The sequence below is a fragment of the Streptococcus oralis SK610 genome (genome assembly GCF_000257455.1).
GTDB lineage: Bacteria > Bacillota > Bacilli > Lactobacillales > Streptococcaceae > Streptococcus > Streptococcus oralis_CB.
On sequence record NZ_AJKQ01000019.1, the window covers coordinates 72,484 to 87,975 of the forward strand.

Annotated in this window: 14 protein-coding genes; 2 read left to right on the plus strand and 12 right to left on the minus strand. The window is 40.3% G+C overall.

Annotated elements, in window-relative coordinates; translation table 11 throughout:
- Positions 1 to 108: 108 nt before the first annotated feature.
- Complete coding sequence (gene lysS, locus HMPREF1115_RS07450; protein ID WP_000102439.1) at positions 109 to 1,599, plus strand: lysine--tRNA ligase; 1,491 nt, start codon at positions 109 to 111, stop codon at positions 1,597 to 1,599.
- A 226-nt stretch (positions 1,600 to 1,825) separates the two neighbouring features.
- Here the strand turns inward: lysS and HMPREF1115_RS07460 are convergent, their stop codons facing one another.
- From HMPREF1115_RS07460 to HMPREF1115_RS07485, 6 genes are all read right to left on the minus strand, one after another.
- Entirely contained in the window at positions 1,826 to 2,665 is an 840-nt protein-coding gene (locus tag HMPREF1115_RS07460; protein ID WP_000823414.1) for an amino acid ABC transporter substrate-binding protein, read from the minus strand.
- A 15-nt stretch (positions 2,666 to 2,680) separates the two neighbouring features.
- Complete coding sequence (locus HMPREF1115_RS07465) at positions 2,681 to 3,310, minus strand: amino acid ABC transporter ATP-binding protein (RefSeq protein ID WP_000891744.1); 630 nt, start codon at positions 3,308 to 3,310, stop codon at positions 2,681 to 2,683.
- A gap of 10 nt (positions 3,311 to 3,320) precedes the next feature.
- Complete coding sequence (locus HMPREF1115_RS07470; protein WP_000121156.1) at positions 3,321 to 3,962, minus strand: amino acid ABC transporter permease; 642 nt, start codon at positions 3,960 to 3,962, stop codon at positions 3,321 to 3,323.
- A gap of 388 nt (positions 3,963 to 4,350) precedes the next feature.
- On the minus strand, positions 4,351 to 6,150 hold the full coding sequence (locus HMPREF1115_RS07475; RefSeq protein WP_000723556.1) for a Spy0128 family protein: 1,800 nt from the start codon (positions 6,148 to 6,150) through the stop codon (positions 4,351 to 4,353).
- Between the two features lie 291 nt (positions 6,151 to 6,441).
- Entirely contained in the window at positions 6,442 to 7,671 is a 1,230-nt protein-coding gene (locus HMPREF1115_RS07480; protein WP_001065976.1) for a tetratricopeptide repeat protein, read from the minus strand.
- On the minus strand, positions 7,661 to 8,827 hold the full coding sequence (locus HMPREF1115_RS07485; protein WP_000400291.1) for an AI-2E family transporter: 1,167 nt from the start codon (positions 8,825 to 8,827) through the stop codon (positions 7,661 to 7,663). Before HMPREF1115_RS07485 ends, HMPREF1115_RS07480 begins: the two co-directional genes overlap by 11 nt.
- A gap of 144 nt (positions 8,828 to 8,971) precedes the next feature.
- Between HMPREF1115_RS07485 and HMPREF1115_RS07490 the strand changes: the two genes are divergently transcribed.
- Entirely contained in the window at positions 8,972 to 9,985 is a 1,014-nt protein-coding gene (locus HMPREF1115_RS07490; RefSeq protein ID WP_000665600.1) for a lactonase family protein, read from the plus strand.
- 32 nt (positions 9,986 to 10,017) lie between these two features.
- On the opposite strand, the gene HMPREF1115_RS07495 is transcribed toward HMPREF1115_RS07490, so the two are convergent.
- The 6 genes from HMPREF1115_RS07495 to atpF form a co-directional block, all read right to left on the minus strand.
- Positions 10,018 to 10,437 carry a F0F1 ATP synthase subunit epsilon gene (locus HMPREF1115_RS07495; RefSeq protein WP_000940836.1) on the minus strand — a complete coding sequence of 140 codons (420 nt, stop codon included), beginning with the start codon at positions 10,435 to 10,437 and terminating at the stop codon, positions 10,018 to 10,020.
- 10 nt (positions 10,438 to 10,447) lie between these two features.
- A complete protein-coding gene (atpD, locus tag HMPREF1115_RS07500) occupies positions 10,448 to 11,854 on the minus strand; it encodes a F0F1 ATP synthase subunit beta (protein WP_000094372.1) in 1,407 nt (468 codons plus the stop codon).
- A gap of 191 nt (positions 11,855 to 12,045) precedes the next feature.
- Complete coding sequence (locus tag HMPREF1115_RS07505) at positions 12,046 to 12,924, minus strand: F0F1 ATP synthase subunit gamma (RefSeq protein WP_000301225.1); 879 nt, start codon at positions 12,922 to 12,924, stop codon at positions 12,046 to 12,048.
- Positions 12,925 to 12,939: 15 nt separating this feature from the next.
- A complete protein-coding gene (gene atpA / locus HMPREF1115_RS07510) occupies positions 12,940 to 14,445 on the minus strand; it encodes a F0F1 ATP synthase subunit alpha (RefSeq protein ID WP_000996617.1) in 1,506 nt (501 codons plus the stop codon).
- A 14-nt stretch (positions 14,446 to 14,459) separates the two neighbouring features.
- Positions 14,460 to 14,996 carry a F0F1 ATP synthase subunit delta gene (locus HMPREF1115_RS07515; protein WP_000358976.1) on the minus strand — a complete coding sequence of 179 codons (537 nt, stop codon included), beginning with the start codon at positions 14,994 to 14,996 and terminating at the stop codon, positions 14,460 to 14,462.
- The gene (gene atpF, locus HMPREF1115_RS07520; protein ID WP_000558543.1) at positions 14,996 to 15,490 is read right to left on the minus strand and encodes a F0F1 ATP synthase subunit B; all 495 of its coding nucleotides are present in this window, start codon (positions 15,488 to 15,490) and stop codon (positions 14,996 to 14,998) included. The genes HMPREF1115_RS07515 and atpF overlap by 1 nt, the downstream gene beginning before the upstream one ends.
- Between the last annotated feature and the right edge of the window lie 2 nt (positions 15,491 to 15,492).

Sequence of the window (15,492 nt, forward strand, 5' to 3'; positions counted from 1 at the left end):
TTAGTTTTCAAAGAATATCCGTGAATTTCTCTGCTATTTATGATAAAATGGGAGTATCGCAAAAAATGACTCATCGTATCAAATTTTGAGTAAAATTAGGAGGAACCCATGTCTACAGAACATATGGAAGAACTAAATGACCAGCAGATCGTTCGCCGTGAAAAAATGGCTGCGCTCCGTGAACAAGGAATCGATCCCTTCGGAAAACGTTTTGAACGTACTGCTAACTCACAAGAGCTTAAAGACAAATTTGCAGAACTTGATAAAGAACAATTACATGAACTAAATGAAACTGCTACTATCGCTGGACGCTTAGTAACTAAACGTGGTAAAGGGAAAGTTGGCTTTGCCCATCTCCAAGACCGTGAAGGTCAAATCCAAATCTACGTTCGTAAAGATGAAGTCGGTGAAGAAAACTACGAAATATTCAAAAAAGCAGACCTGGGTGACTTCCTTGGTGTCGAAGGTGAAGTCATGCGTACCGATATGGGAGAACTATCTATTAAGGCTACACACATCACTCACTTGTCTAAAGCACTTCGCCCGCTTCCAGAGAAATTCCACGGTTTGACAGACGTTGAAACCATCTATCGTAAACGTTACCTTGACTTGATTTCTAACCGCGAAAGCTTCGAACGTTTTGTTACTCGTTCAAAAATCATCTCTGAAATCCGTCGTTATCTAGATCAAAAAGGCTTCCTTGAAGTGGAAACACCTGTCCTTCATAATGAAGCCGGTGGTGCTGCTGCTCGTCCATTTATCACTCACCACAATGCCCAAAACATTGACATGGTGCTTCGTATCGCGACTGAGCTTCACTTGAAACGCCTTATCGTTGGTGGTATGGAACGTGTCTATGAAATTGGGCGTATCTTCCGTAACGAAGGAATGGACGCTACTCATAACCCTGAGTTTACTTCTATCGAAGTTTACCAAGCTTATGCAGACTTCCAAGATATCATGGACTTGACGGAAGGTATTATCCAACACGCTGCTAAGGCAGTTAAGGGTGATGGTCCAGTTAACTATCAAGGTACTGAAATTAAGATCAACGAACCATTTAAACGTGTTCACATGGTAGATGCTATCAAGGAAATTACTGGTGTTGATTTCTGGCAAGACATGACTTTTGAAGAAGCAAAAGCTATCGCTACTGAGAAGAAAGTTCCAGTTGAAAAACACTACACTGAAGTTGGTCACATTATCAACGCCTTCTTTGAAGAGTTCGTTGAAGAAACCTTGATTCAACCAACCTTTGTCTATGGTCATCCAGTAGCTGTGTCTCCACTCGCTAAGAAAAATCCTGAAGACGAACGCTTTACTGACCGTTTCGAGCTCTTCATCATGACTAAGGAGTACGGTAATGCCTTTACTGAGTTGAACGACCCAATCGACCAGCTTAGCCGTTTCGAAGCCCAAGCAAAAGCTAAAGAACTTGGTGACGATGAAGCAACAGGTATCGACTACGACTACATCGAGGCTCTTGAATACGGTATGCCACCAACAGGTGGTTTGGGTATCGGTATCGACCGTCTCTGCATGCTCCTCACTGATACAACTACTATCCGTGATGTATTGCTCTTTCCAACAATGAAATAATACTCTTCGAAAATCTCTTCAAACCACGTCAGCGTTTCCTTGACGTATGTATGGTTACTGACTTCGTCAGTTCTATCTACAACCTCAAAGCAGTGCTTTGAGCAGCCTGCGGCTAGCTTCCTAGTTTGCTATTTGATTTTCATTGAGTATAAGCTCTTATCCTCTGGTACTTGCCAGAGGATTTTTCGATGCAAAAAGAGACTGAGGAAAAACTCAATCTCTTTTCTTATTCTTGATTTTTAACTTGACTGGTGGCTACATCTTCCCCAAACCACTTCTGACTGATTTCCTGAAATTTTCCTTCTTGGTATAGTGAGATAAAGGCTTGATTCAGAGCAGCTAGCAAAGTTTTATCAGCAGGTCTAACACCCACTGCAAAAGCTTCACTTTCAAATCCAGCTGAAAAGACATTGTAGTCATTTAATATTCCTTCAGACTGGAGATAATAATTGGCATATACCCGGTCAATCAACAAGGCATCAATCCGATCATTTTTCAAATCAATTAAGGCTTCATTGAAACTTTGGTATTGATTAGCCTTCTGGTCTTTCACTCGATTCTTGAGTAGTTCGGGTTGTCCTTCAAAATTCAAATAACCAGAAGATCCAGCCTGGGCCCCTAAAACTTTGTCAGTCATATCCTGAATTGAGTGGATATTTTGAGACTTTTTAGAGACCAAAACTTGTTGATTTTCCATATATGGAATGGTAAAAGCAACCTTCTCTTTCCGTTCATCTGTAGCTGTATAGCCATTCCAGATGGCATCAATGGTACCATTTTGTAGTTCGGTTTCTTTCATATCCCAGTCGATGGGTTGAAATTTAATCTGAATTCCTAGCTTCTCAGAAACAGCTTGGGCTAGGTCAATATCAAAACCTGCATACTGGCCATTCTTCTCCTCAAATCCCATGGGAACAAAGGTATTGTCAAAGCCAATAGTAATGCTACCCTGCTTTTGATATTTGGCCCAATTATCCTGATTTGGATCACTTGCCTTCTGAGTACAAGCCGTCAGGAAGAAGCTAAAGAACAGAGCAAGTACAAGGGCAATTTTCTTTCTCTTCATAGGCACCTCCTACTCCTACTTTGGATCAACCTTAAGAATCTGATCAGCAATGTTTTCCGCAAACTGAAGATCGTGGGTCACAACAATCTGAGTCATCCCACGCTCTTTATTTTGAAGGATAAGTTTTTCTACTTCTAATCGCAATTCTGGATCTAAGGCTGATGTAGGCTCATCATATCCAATAATTTCTGGGTTTATCATCATAGCGCGAGCTAAAGCCACCCGTTGTTTTTGCCCACCTGAAAGTGAGAAAGGAAAGGCATCTGCATGTCCTGCTAACCCAAGTTGTTCTAATAAACCACGCGCCTTCTTCTCAGCAACTTCCTTCTCCATGCTCATCGTTTTTATGGGCGACAGAGTTAAGTTATCTAGAACTGATAAATGCGGAAAGAGTTGAAAATCTTGGAAAACAAATCCCAGAAGATTGCGCTTTTCTAGTTCGTCTATAGCTAGCGATTCGCCGTTATAGTAGATTTCCCCCGAATCGATGGTTTCCAATCCAGCTAACATACGTAATAGGGTTGTCTTTCCGCCTCCTGATGGACCTACGATTGCAAGGATTTGCTTTTCAGGAATTGATAGGCTGAAATTGGTTAAGATTTGTTTGCCACCAAAGGCCTTGTTGATATTTCGTAATTCTAACATAGCAATCCTCCTATCTGTAATAACTGTACTTCTTCTCAAGTTTTTTCGCTACAATGGTTACAAGACCAATCATAATCAAATAAATCGCTCCAGCTAAAAACATAGGAACAAGACTGGCATCTCGATTGGCTGCTGTCCGACTAGCCAAAATCAAATCTGAAATCCCAAGGGCATAGACCAATGAAGTATCCTTGACCAAACTCATAATTTCATTAAAGACGCTCGGTAAGACAATCTTTGTAACCTGAGGCAAAATAATATAGCGCACTGTGTCAAAAGGACTAAACTTCAAGACCTTAGCAGCCTCATATTGACCTTTAGGAATGGTTTCAATCCCACCACGAAAGATTTCAGCAAAGTAGGCTGCATAGTTCAGTACAAAAGCAATCACAGCAGCAGGCAAACGATCTAAACGAATCCCAATGCTAGGGAGCACATAGTAAATAAAGATTAATTGCAAGAGCAAGGGAGTCCCTCGCATCACCCAAATATAAAGGTCAATCAGATAATGGAGGGGTTTCCAGCGGACTTGTAAAGCAAAGGCAACGACAATACCCAAAGGAATTGAAAAGATCAAGACCAGAGCAAAGACTTGAAGAGTCATACTTGCACCGTTCAATAAACTTGGTAATATCTCAAACATATAAGACATACTGCACCTCCTAAAAATTATTGTTCCTATTATAGCATAAATAAACAATTTAGCAAGAGTTTTTGTAAAAAAATTCTATAATTCTTGAACTATACACCTTTATCTAAGAAATCCGTGCGAGATATCATCTTAAAAAATTAGAAGAATTATAAGGATTCTAGACGAGAATATAGGTTTAACTTCTAATTCTGAGAGAACAATGATCAAATTCTTTTATCAAATATCTATAAAGATTTCATTGATACAGAACTATGTTTTCTCTCATTCACTTCTTAGCTCTAGAGATATAAAAAAAGAACCACTTTATAAGAATAGTATCATTTCTACTATCCATACAAGTGGCTCTTTGATGATGCCATAGCAAAGGCATCAAGATTTTTCAACTAGATTATTTAACTTTTTTGAAACGGAATAAGAGAATGGAACCGAATGCAAGTACTACTCCTACAACAGTAAGCAAGATAGTCATTTCAGAAGTACCAGTATTTGGTAGTTCTTTAGTTTCTCCTGGTTGTTTAGGTTTGTTATCTGAAGAACCCGGAGTCTCAGCAGCATAAGTATTTGTGATGGTTGGATTATTACCTGTAACTGTTGCTACAAGTTGACCTTGACCATTGTCTACAACTTTTACTGTTACTGTATAAGCATTTTTATCATAAGTTACACCAGCTTCACCACCATCTTTTTCAGTGATAGTATACGTGTGAGTTCCTGCAGCAGTGTATTCAATCTCTGGGAAAGCAACTGTTCCGTCTGCAGCATTCTTAGCTGTAGCTACAAGTTTGTCGCCTTCTTTCAATTCAAATTCATATTTATCTGCCTCAAGAGTTTTACCATTTAGGACTTTTTTAGCAGTAATTGAAGTTGTTGCAGATTTAGCAGAATACGAATTTACAAAAACTTTATTGTCATATTTAACACTTGCAAACTTCTCACCATAAACATCTGTTACAGTAACTTCTGCGTTAATAGTCTTATCATCGTAAGCAAAACCTGGTTTTTGATCATTAACTTCTTTGATTTGATACTTATAAGTACCCACTGTAGAGAATTTAACGGCTTTAAATTTCACTTTGCCATCTTTATCATTCTTAACAGTTTCAACAACTGATCCGTTTGGATCAAGTAGTTGGAAGCTAAATTCTTCAGCAGCTAAGTCTTTTCCTTTTAACTGCTTAGAAACCTCAAATGAAACTTCTGTAGAGCGTGAACCTGAACTAATACCTTCAGTTGTAGTTAATGGTGCAAAACCTTCTACATCAAAGTTTTCAGTCGAAGTCGTAATTTTAACGTTATTGAAAGCTTTCTTTGTTGTATTATCAACTGGTGCGGTGATACGAGTCTTATAGACTACATACAAACCTTGATTAGTTAGATCACCATTACCATTTGGAGTAATAGTGAAGCGATTAGAATCTTGAACAACAATGTGACTTGGATTCAAAAGAGGATGATGCTCATCCTTACCCCATTCAGTAAAGTAGTAACCTGTAATCTCACTAGCTAATACTTGCCCTTCAGGGATTGTATCTTGAATCGAAACACCTTCATAAGGATTAGCATATTTGTTTACGCGAATATACCAATTAATATAATTTGGATCGTTTGTATCTTGAACTCCCCATTTAGTAAATCCTGTTGGATCCTCATCTGGAACAATACGAGTCAAATTGTATACTCCTGCTCCAGGAATGTCGATTGGATACGATTTATTGAGTTCAACATTATCAGCCCATACAACAGTAAATAAGGCCGAAATTTGTTTCTCTTCAGGTAAGTTAGAAAAATAATCTTCGTTACTTACCGTTACAGTCGCTGTATTTGCAGACTTATTTGTCGTTAACTCAGCAACCTTAGTGACTCCATCGTTACCAAAGATTTCAGTAGTTGAATCTGATTCAATTTTGAATTCATTTGGAACTTTATAAACCATAAAGTCACCATTCTTCAACGTTGTTGAGTTGTCGAATTTGTAAGTGGTTTGAAGGTAAAATTTCCCTTCACCATACTCTGCACCATCAACTAACTTATTATTGTTAATTGTCGGTACTGTCGTTAGCGTATAGCTACTAGATGATAGTTCAGCAGCTTTAACCACATTGCTAGTTCTTAGTACTGGGATAAATACTGAAGCTACTAACAATAGCGCCATGAATGCATGAGAAAGTTTTTTATTAATCTTTTTCACAACATTTGCCTCCTTTATTTTTGGGGATAGATTCCCCTATTTATTATTATATATTCTTATATAAATTTGTCAAGTATTTCATAGTAGTTCGATGTTCAAACCATACCTTTAAACTCTTATTTTATAGGGTGCAGCAGACTTTCATCGTTCAAAACTTCATCTAAATTGGCTATAAGAAATTCTAACATTTATATTATATTAGTAAAAAAGAAAAGACCTCTGAGGTCTTTCAAATCATTCATTTAAAGTCATTCGTTTCTATTAACATGATTTTACAAAAATCAGAAATCCTTAAAGTGTTTCTAAGAGTTCTTGCATCTGAACATCATCTGGAACGATTTTTAAATAAGCTTCAGCCTGTACCTTGGCTTCTTCAAAATCCCCCAATTCACGCAAAAGATAAGTATACTGCTCCAGGAACTCAGGATTATCCTTGAGATCAGACGATAGTTCCTGATAGAGCTCAAAGGCCTTATCTAAATCCTCGATTTCCTGGTAAGAACGGGCAATCATCCACTTAGTCAGGAGGTTTTCAGGTTCTTGACTTTGAAGAGCGATAATATCCTCAAATCGCTCTTGCTCCATATAAATGGTCGCAAGGCGAAGGAAAATTTCCTCAAGGTCTTCTGCATCTTCTTTGGCTGTAAGGAGAAATTCCTCCGCTGCCTTAGCATCATGCAATTCATACGAAAACTGTGAAGCAGCTAGTAAGAGCCTAGTTTCAAATGGATTTTTCTCCAAACCTTGTTTAGCGATACGAAGGGCCTCTTCCACCTGATGTTCCTTGTGCAAGGCTTGACTATAACCATACTCATATCCTTCAAAATCTGGCGAAATGGTATCAATCTGCTTAAAGTACAGAACAGATTTTTGATACTCTTCTTGATCAAAGTAAAGACTAGCCAGTTCAAAGGCAGTTTGGTCATCGTATTCTAATTCTAAAGCTTTTTCTAAGAATTCAGTTGCAGCTTCAAACTTACCTAACTGGGCATAAGCGTAGCCAATTCGCTGATAGGTTGAGACACCCGTTTGCTCATAGATAGAGCGATTGTCTAACTGAGCATAGCCCTGAATAGCTTCCTGATAATTTCCTAACTCGCTATCCAACTCAGCCAAACCAAAAACTAATAAGGGATCGTCTGAGTAGTTTAGGGCTTCCAGTAACTTTTCACGTGCTACATCTGTCAATCCTTCCAACTGATAGAGGTCAGCCTTCAAGGCCAAAGCTGATACATACCAGTCACTTTCGGGTGTGATTTCCTCAAGGTAAGCAAAGGCTTCTTCAACATTGCCATCCTCGCTAGCAATGCTTGCTAAGTTCAGATTCACTTCTGGAAATTCTGTAACGATATTTGGGTAAATTTCTTTTGCTTGAGGATAAAAGCCAATTCCCTCTAGATAGCTTGCTAGTTCATAAAGAACTTCACTTGAATCTGTTTCGAGGGCTTTGTGAAAATATTGATCCGCCTTGGTTAAATCCTGTTCATCCAAAGCCTGGAGCATGCGTTGACTATTGTTCACTCTTGATTTCCTCCCCTTCTTCTTCATACAGACCGCTGACTTTTTTATACCAGTTAAAGATAGCTGAGATAACAACCTTGGCAGAAGCATAGACAGGAATTCCCAGCAAGACTCCCCAAATACCAAACATAGAACCTGAAGTTAGGAGAACAAAGAGGACATTGATAGGATGGATGTTTAGCTGACTACCTAAAATAAGCGGAGAAACGAAGCGACCTTCAATCGTTTGTTCAACAATAAAGACAATAATCACTTTCAAAAGCATGACAGGTCCTGCAATCAAGCCCAAAACCAAAGCAGGCAACATCGCTAGAAAACTACCCAGGTAAGGTACTAGATTGAGGATACCAGCCGTAATACCAAGAGTCACAGCATATCTGAGACCAATAATCTTAAAGAAGATAATAAACATAATTGCCACGATAATAGCAACTGTAACCTGCCCTCTAACGTAGTTTGATAACTGCTTATTAACATCTGACAAAACTTGTCCGACAGGTTCTTTTAACTTGTTTGGGATGAATTTAGTCAGGTAATCTCGCAAGCCTTTCCCATCTCTCAAAAGATAAAAGAGCATGAAGGGTACGATAATAACCGCAACAATGACCTGGGAAACGCTACTGATAAAGGCGCTAACCCAGTTAACAGCCTGAGAAGAGATTTTGCTGGCCCACATGGTCGCCTCACTAGAAACATTGGAAAGAACCTGCTCCAACTGTGGTCTAAAATCATCTGGTAAGCGTTTGGTTACAAGGTCATTGATCACCTTATCAGCATCTTCCAGGTATGTCGGCACATTCTTCGCAAAATTTAAGACTTGACGTTGCAGATTAGGAATTGCGACTGCCAATCCCCAAATGATAAAGAGTCCGATAATAACAAAAACAATACTAATGGCAAGGACACGATTGATCTTGTGCTTCTCCATCCAGTCCACAATCGGATTGAGGAGGTAATAAAGTAAACCAGATAAAATAACTGGCAACATGACAACCTCAAGAAAATCCAAAACTGGTAAAAAGATAAAACTAATCTTACTTAGAATGAAAATATTTAGCCCCAGTAACAAGGTTACTAAAAATACAGTGATGGCTTTATTATCTAAAAACCACTTAAAAAACCAAGATAGGCTAAAATGTTTCTCTTTATGTTCCATAAATACATCCTTTCTGTCGTTCTCTCATTATACCATTTTTAGACTAAAATAACTCTTTTTTAAAGTGCTTACATGGATGAATCTGATGCTTCATGACTGCCATTTTGTGGTATAATGAACTTATCATTATTAAGAGGTATGGACATGAAAGAAACTGTTTATTTTGGAACTTACACTCGTCGCTTATCTAAAGGGATTTACAAGGCAGATTTTGATACAGAAACAGGCCAGCTTGCAAATCTTGAACTCTTTGCTGCTGAACCAAGTCCGACCTACCTTGCCTTTGACCAACAGCAACACTTATACACTGTAGGGAGCCAGGATGGCTTAGGTGGAATCGCTGCTTACAAGACAGATGGCGCTTTGCTAAATCATGTGGTTGAAGAAGGCGCTCCCCATTGCTATGTGGCAGTGGATGAAAAACGTGGTCTCGTTTATGGGGCCAACTATCATAAGGGTCAAGTTCTCGTTTATAAACGTCAAACGGATGGTAGCCTCATCCAAACGGATCTAGATCAACATAGTGGACAAGGTCCTCATGAAAACCAAACTTCCCCACATGTACACTTTACGGATCTAACACCTGACCAGTACCTCGTCACCTGTGATTTAGGAACAGATGAGGTAACAACCTATGATGTTAGTCCAGAAGGAAAACTAAATAAACTCTACACTTATCACAGCCAAGCTGGGGCAGGTGCACGCCACATCGTTTTCCACCAACACTATAAGATTGCCTATCTCATCTGCGAACTTAATAGCACTATAGAGGTCTTGATTTATGATGGGGTTGGTGAATTTGAACGCATGCAAGTTATTTCAACCTTACCAGATGGATACGAAGGCTTTAATGCTACTGCTGCCATTCGTCTTTCAAAAGATGGCAAATACCTCTATGCATCCAACCGAGGTCATGATTCCATTGCAGTCTATACAATCCTCGCTGATGGTAGCTTGGAATTATTAGAGATTGTACCAAGCCATGGTAAAAATCCACGTGATTTCGACCTAACTCCTGATCAAGAGTTTCTCATTGCTGTTCATCAAGATTCTGATAACGCAACCGTCTTTAAGCGTAATCCTAAAAGTGGCCGTCTTGCAGAACTTTCTAACGACTTCCATGTCCCTGAGGCAGTCTGCATCAACTTCCCACATTAAAAAAAATGAACTTGAAATTCAAGTTCATTTTTTTATAGTCTATTTCCGACATTGATACGGTTGATAGCACGTTGCAATGCAATTTTTGCACGACGTTCTTGGTCAATCAAATGCTTATCATGGGCTTCTTCGATTTCTCGTTCAGCTCGAAGTTTCGCGCGTTCTGCACGACTGATATCAATATCACGAGCACGCTCTGCTGAATCTGCTACAATAGTAATGATATCATTAGCAATCTCGATAATTCCTCCGTTCACTGCAATCCAGTTCACATGAGTATCATCATCGATTCGTTTTACCTTTACTTCATCAACTGCTAAAACCGCAATCATATTTTCATGTCGTGGCAAGATCCCCATCTCACCATCCAGAGTTCGTACCGATACAAAGCTGGCATGGTGATCATAGACGAGGCCATCTGGTGTCACGATCTGGACAGTTAAATGAGCCATAGATCACCTCTTAAAATCCCATTTTCTCTGCCTTAGCAATGACGTCTTCGATTGAACCGACACCACGGAAGGCATCTTCTGGTAGCTGGTCATGTTTTCCTTCAAGGATTTCCTTAAAGCCACGAACTGTTTCCGCTACTGGCACATAAGAACCAGGTTGACCAGTAAATTGTTCGGCAACGTTGAAGTTCTGAGACAAGAAGAACTGGATACGACGGGCACGTGCAACCAAGGTCTTTTCTTCATCAGAAAGTTCATCCATACCAAGGATAGCAATGATATCTTGCAATTCATGGTAACGTTGAAGGACACGTTTAACCTCAGCAGCAACTGCATAGTGCTCCTCACCAACAATCTCAGGTGCCAAGGCACGAGAGCTTGAAGCAAGTGGGTCAACGGCTGGGTAAATCCCCAACTGTACCAACTTACGTTCCAAGTTAGTCGTTGAATCCAAGTGAGCAAAAGCTGTGGCTGGCGCAGGGTCAGTATAGTCATCCGCTGGCACATAGATGGCTTGGATAGAGGTTACAGAACCCTTCTTAGTTGACGTGATCCGCTCTTGCAATTGACCCATTTCTGTAGCAAGTGTTGGCTGGTAACCAACGGCTGAAGGCATACGACCCAAAAGGGCAGATACTTCTGAACCAGCTTGAGTGAAACGGAAGATATTATCGATAAAGAGAAGCACATCTTGGCCTTCTACATCACGGAAGTATTCGGCGATTGTCAAACCAGTAAGGGCAACACGCATACGGGCTCCAGGTGGTTCATTCATCTGACCAAATACCATGGCTGTTTTCTCGATAACGCCTGATTCTTTCATTTCCCAGTAAAGGTCGTTCCCTTCACGAGTACGTTCCCCAACACCAGTAAATACTGAAATACCACCGTGTTCTTGGGCAATGTTGTGAATCAATTCTTGGATCAAGACAGTTTTACCAACTCCGGCACCACCGAAGAGTCCAACTTTACCACCTTTTAGGTAAGGGGCAAGAAGGTCGATAACCTTAATCCCTGTTTCCAAGATTTCAGATGAGGTAGACAATTCATCAAAAGTTGGAGCTTTCTTATGAATTGGCTGACGCTCAGCGTCTTCAGCGAAAGGAGCATCCAAGTCAATCGTATCCCCCAAAACGTTAAAGACACGTCCCAAAGTTTCTTTACCTACTGGCACGGAGATTGGACGTCCTGTGTCCAAAACTTCCATTCCACGAGTCAAACCATCTGTTGATTCCATGGCGATCGTACGGACCATACCATCACCCAACTCCAAGGCTACTTCAAGGACGATTTTTGTTTTTCTTTCGTCATTTTTGTAGACGACAAGTGCATTATTAATCTCAGGAAGTGTTTCCCCTGCTGCAAACAAGACGTCTACAACGGGTCCGATAACCTGAGCAATTTTACCTGAACTCATCTCCTTCTCCTATTCTATATAAGATACTATCGGTTCCTAGCTCAACTAGGTCCTAATACTCTTCGAAAATCAAATTCAAACCACGTCAGCGTCGCCTTACCGTACTCAAGTACAGCCTGCAGCTAGCTTCCTAGTTTGCTCTTTGATTTTCATTGAGTATAAGTTCATTTTAATACGAGGGAAGCAAAGCCTTATTCTAAGGCACTAGCCCCCGCTACGATTTCTGTAATTTCTTGTGTAATCGCCGCCTGTCTAGCACGGTTATACTGGATTGTCAAATCATTGATGACCTTCTTGGCATTATCAGTCGCCGTTTGCATGGCGGTCATACCTGCAGCATTTTCAGCTGTCTTGGCATCGATAATAGCCCCGTAAATCATACTTTCGGCATACTGTGGCAACAACTGCTCTAGAATCTCATCACGGCTCGTTTCTAACTCAAAGGTCAAGCTATACTCTTCATCTGCTTCATTTGGATCCAAGTCAACAATCGGAAGCATTTGTTCCACACGCATTTGACTTGTGAGAGTATTGACATGATGGTTGTAGCAGACGTACAATTCATCAAAAAGTTCGTTTTGGTACATCTCAATCGTTTTTGAAATAATTTTACGAACTTCATCAAAACTGGGTTGATCTGCCAAGCCACGTAGTTCATAGATTGGCTGAATACCACGAGCCTTAAAGAAATCAGCTCCCATACCACCAATACAGATTATCTCAAAATCTTTACCATCTGGATGGTATTCTTCTTTCAACTCCATAACGGCTTTAAGGATGGAAGCATTATAACCTCCAACCAAGCCACGGTCTGAAGTAATAACGATATAGCCTGTTTTCTTAACTGGGCGACTGATGAGCATCGGATTGGTTGAACCAGCAGATCCGTTACCATGCAGAATATCCGTTAAAAGCTTACGAACCTTCTGAGCGTAAACTTGGAAGTTGCGCGCTGCTTCTTCAGAGCGACCTAACTTGGCAGCCGATACCATTTGCATGGCATTAGTGATTTGACTCGTATTTTTGGTTGAGGCGATTTTTGTTTTAATATCATTTAGAGATACTGCCATCTGACACCTCTATTCTTATTGGAAGCTGGATTGATTGAGAAACTCTGTAATCGCAGCATCCAAGACTGCTTCTTCTGGCAAGTCTTTTGTTTCACGAATGGTTTCCAAAATCTCTGGATAATGAGCATCAAAGAAAGTATGGAACTCTTCCTCAAAACGAACAATGTCATCTACAGGAATCGTATCCAAGAAACCATGTGTCAAAGCATAGAGAATGGTTACTTGTTTCTCAACAGGTAGTGGTTTATGGACAGGTTGTTTCAATACTTCCACAGTACGACGTCCACGGTTTAACTTAGCCTGTGTTGCTGCATCCAAGTCAGAACCAAACTTAGTGAAGGCTTCCAACTCACGGTATGAAGCAAGGTCGATACGAAGTGTACCAGCTACTTTCTTCATGGCTTTGATTTGTGCCGAACCCCCTACACGGGATACAGATGAACCCGCATCAATGGCTGGACGAATACCCGCATTGAAGAGACCATCACCAAGGAAGATTTGTCCGTCAGTGATAGAAATCACGTTGGTTGCGATATACGCAGAGATATCTCCCGCTTGTGTCTCTATAAATGGTAGGGCTGTAATAGATCCACCACCAAGTTCATCAGAAACTTTAGCTGAGCGCTCAAGCAAACGGCTGTGGAGGTAGAAAACATCCCCTGGAAAGGCTTCACGACCTGGAGGACGACGAAGCAAGAGGGAAAGCTCACGATAAGCGACCGCTTGTTTTGAAAGATCATCATAAACGATCAAAACATGCTTCCCTTGGTACATAAATTCTTCCGCCATAGCTACTCCAGCATAAGGAGCTAGGAAGAGCAATGGAGACGGTTGTGAAGCAGAAGCCGTCACAACGATTGTGTAGTCCAAGGCACCGTACTGACGAAGTGTTTCTACTTGCGTACGAACTGTTGATTCTTTTTGTCCAATCGCTACATAGATACAGATCATATCTTGCCCTTTTTGGTTCAAGATTGTATCAATTGCAATAGTTGTTTTCCCTGTCTGACGGTCACCAATAATCAACTCACGTTGACCACGACCAATCGGTACAAGGGCGTCAATAGCTTTCAAACCTGTTTGTAATGGTTCTGATACAGACTTACGTTGCATAACGCCAGGAGCTGGCGCTTCTACTGGACGAGTTTTGTCAGTATGGATATCACCAAGACCATCAACTGGACGACCAAGTGGGTCGACAACACGTCCGATTAGGCTATCCCCCACAGGTACTTCCATGATTTTACCTGTACGGCGAATCGTATCACCTTCACGAATATCTGTAAAGTCTCCAAGGATGATAATCCCAACGTCTGTAGACTCCAAGTTTTGCGCCATCCCATAAGAGCCGTTTTCAAAAATCAACAGCTCTCCACTCATGGCATTTTCAAGACCGTGAGCACGCGCAATTCCATCCCCGATATAGGTTACAACACCTGTTTCAGACACATCAAAATTGGGTTTGAAATTTTCAATTTGTTGCTTAATTAAAGCGCTGATTTCTTGTGCGTTAATTGCCAAAAGAACACCACTTTCTATTTCAAATTTTCTTTAACAACTCGAAGTTGTTGTTTTATACTCACATCAATTGTCTTGTGATTAGCAAAAATAACAAAACCACCAATGAGTCCTTCATCAATTTGTTCTTTGATACTCCGTACTTTCAGAGACATTTTTTTCTCTATCAATGGGAGCAAACGTTCCTTCTGTTCGTCCGTTAAAGGATGAGCTGAAGAAATCGTGACTATAAACTGATTGGTTTCTCTTTCAAGACGATTCAAACAATCAACAATGATATCATAAAAAAGATTTGCTCTGTGATTGTAAATCAGAACCTGAATAAAGTTTTGCATTAAAGGTGAGACAGAGTCTTGAAAGAAACCAACTGTTTTTTCCTTATCAGACTCATCAACTGCCACCTGAGCTAAAAAAGAAGGTAAGCCCGTTTCTTCTGCGACTTTCTTGATTTGATCCAAGTCTGAAAAAATCCGGTCCTCTTCTCCTTTTTCAATCACTAATTGGACAAAAGGTATGCTGTATTTTTCAATTACCTTTGCTGTTTTCTTGTCCATTAGGCTTCTCCTAGCTGATCGATATACTGATCAATGAGTTCCTTATGAGCATGACTGTCAAGGTTTTTTGAGATGATTTTACCAGCGAGACTAATCGTCAAATCTGCCACCTCGCCCTTAACACTTTGCAAAGCTTCAGCTTTATTCTGAGCAATTTCTTGATTCGCCTTCTCTTTTAAGCGACCTGCTTCTACTTTAGCATCTGCCAGAATATCTGCTTTACTCTTCTCTGCTGTCTCTTTAGCATTTTCAATGATTGTTTTGGCTTCGTTGCGACTACCAGCCAATTCATCTTCACGTTTTTGGGCAAGAGTTTCTGCTTTTTGACGAGCCTGTTCAGCTCCATCAATATCAGCAGCAATTTTATTTGCCCTTTCTTCGAAGACACTTGTCAAGTTTGACCACGCATATTTCTTAACTAAGACAATCAAAAGGATAAAAGAGCCAGCGATTAAAATAAAGTTACCAATTAATTCACCTACTGTTACGTGCATCT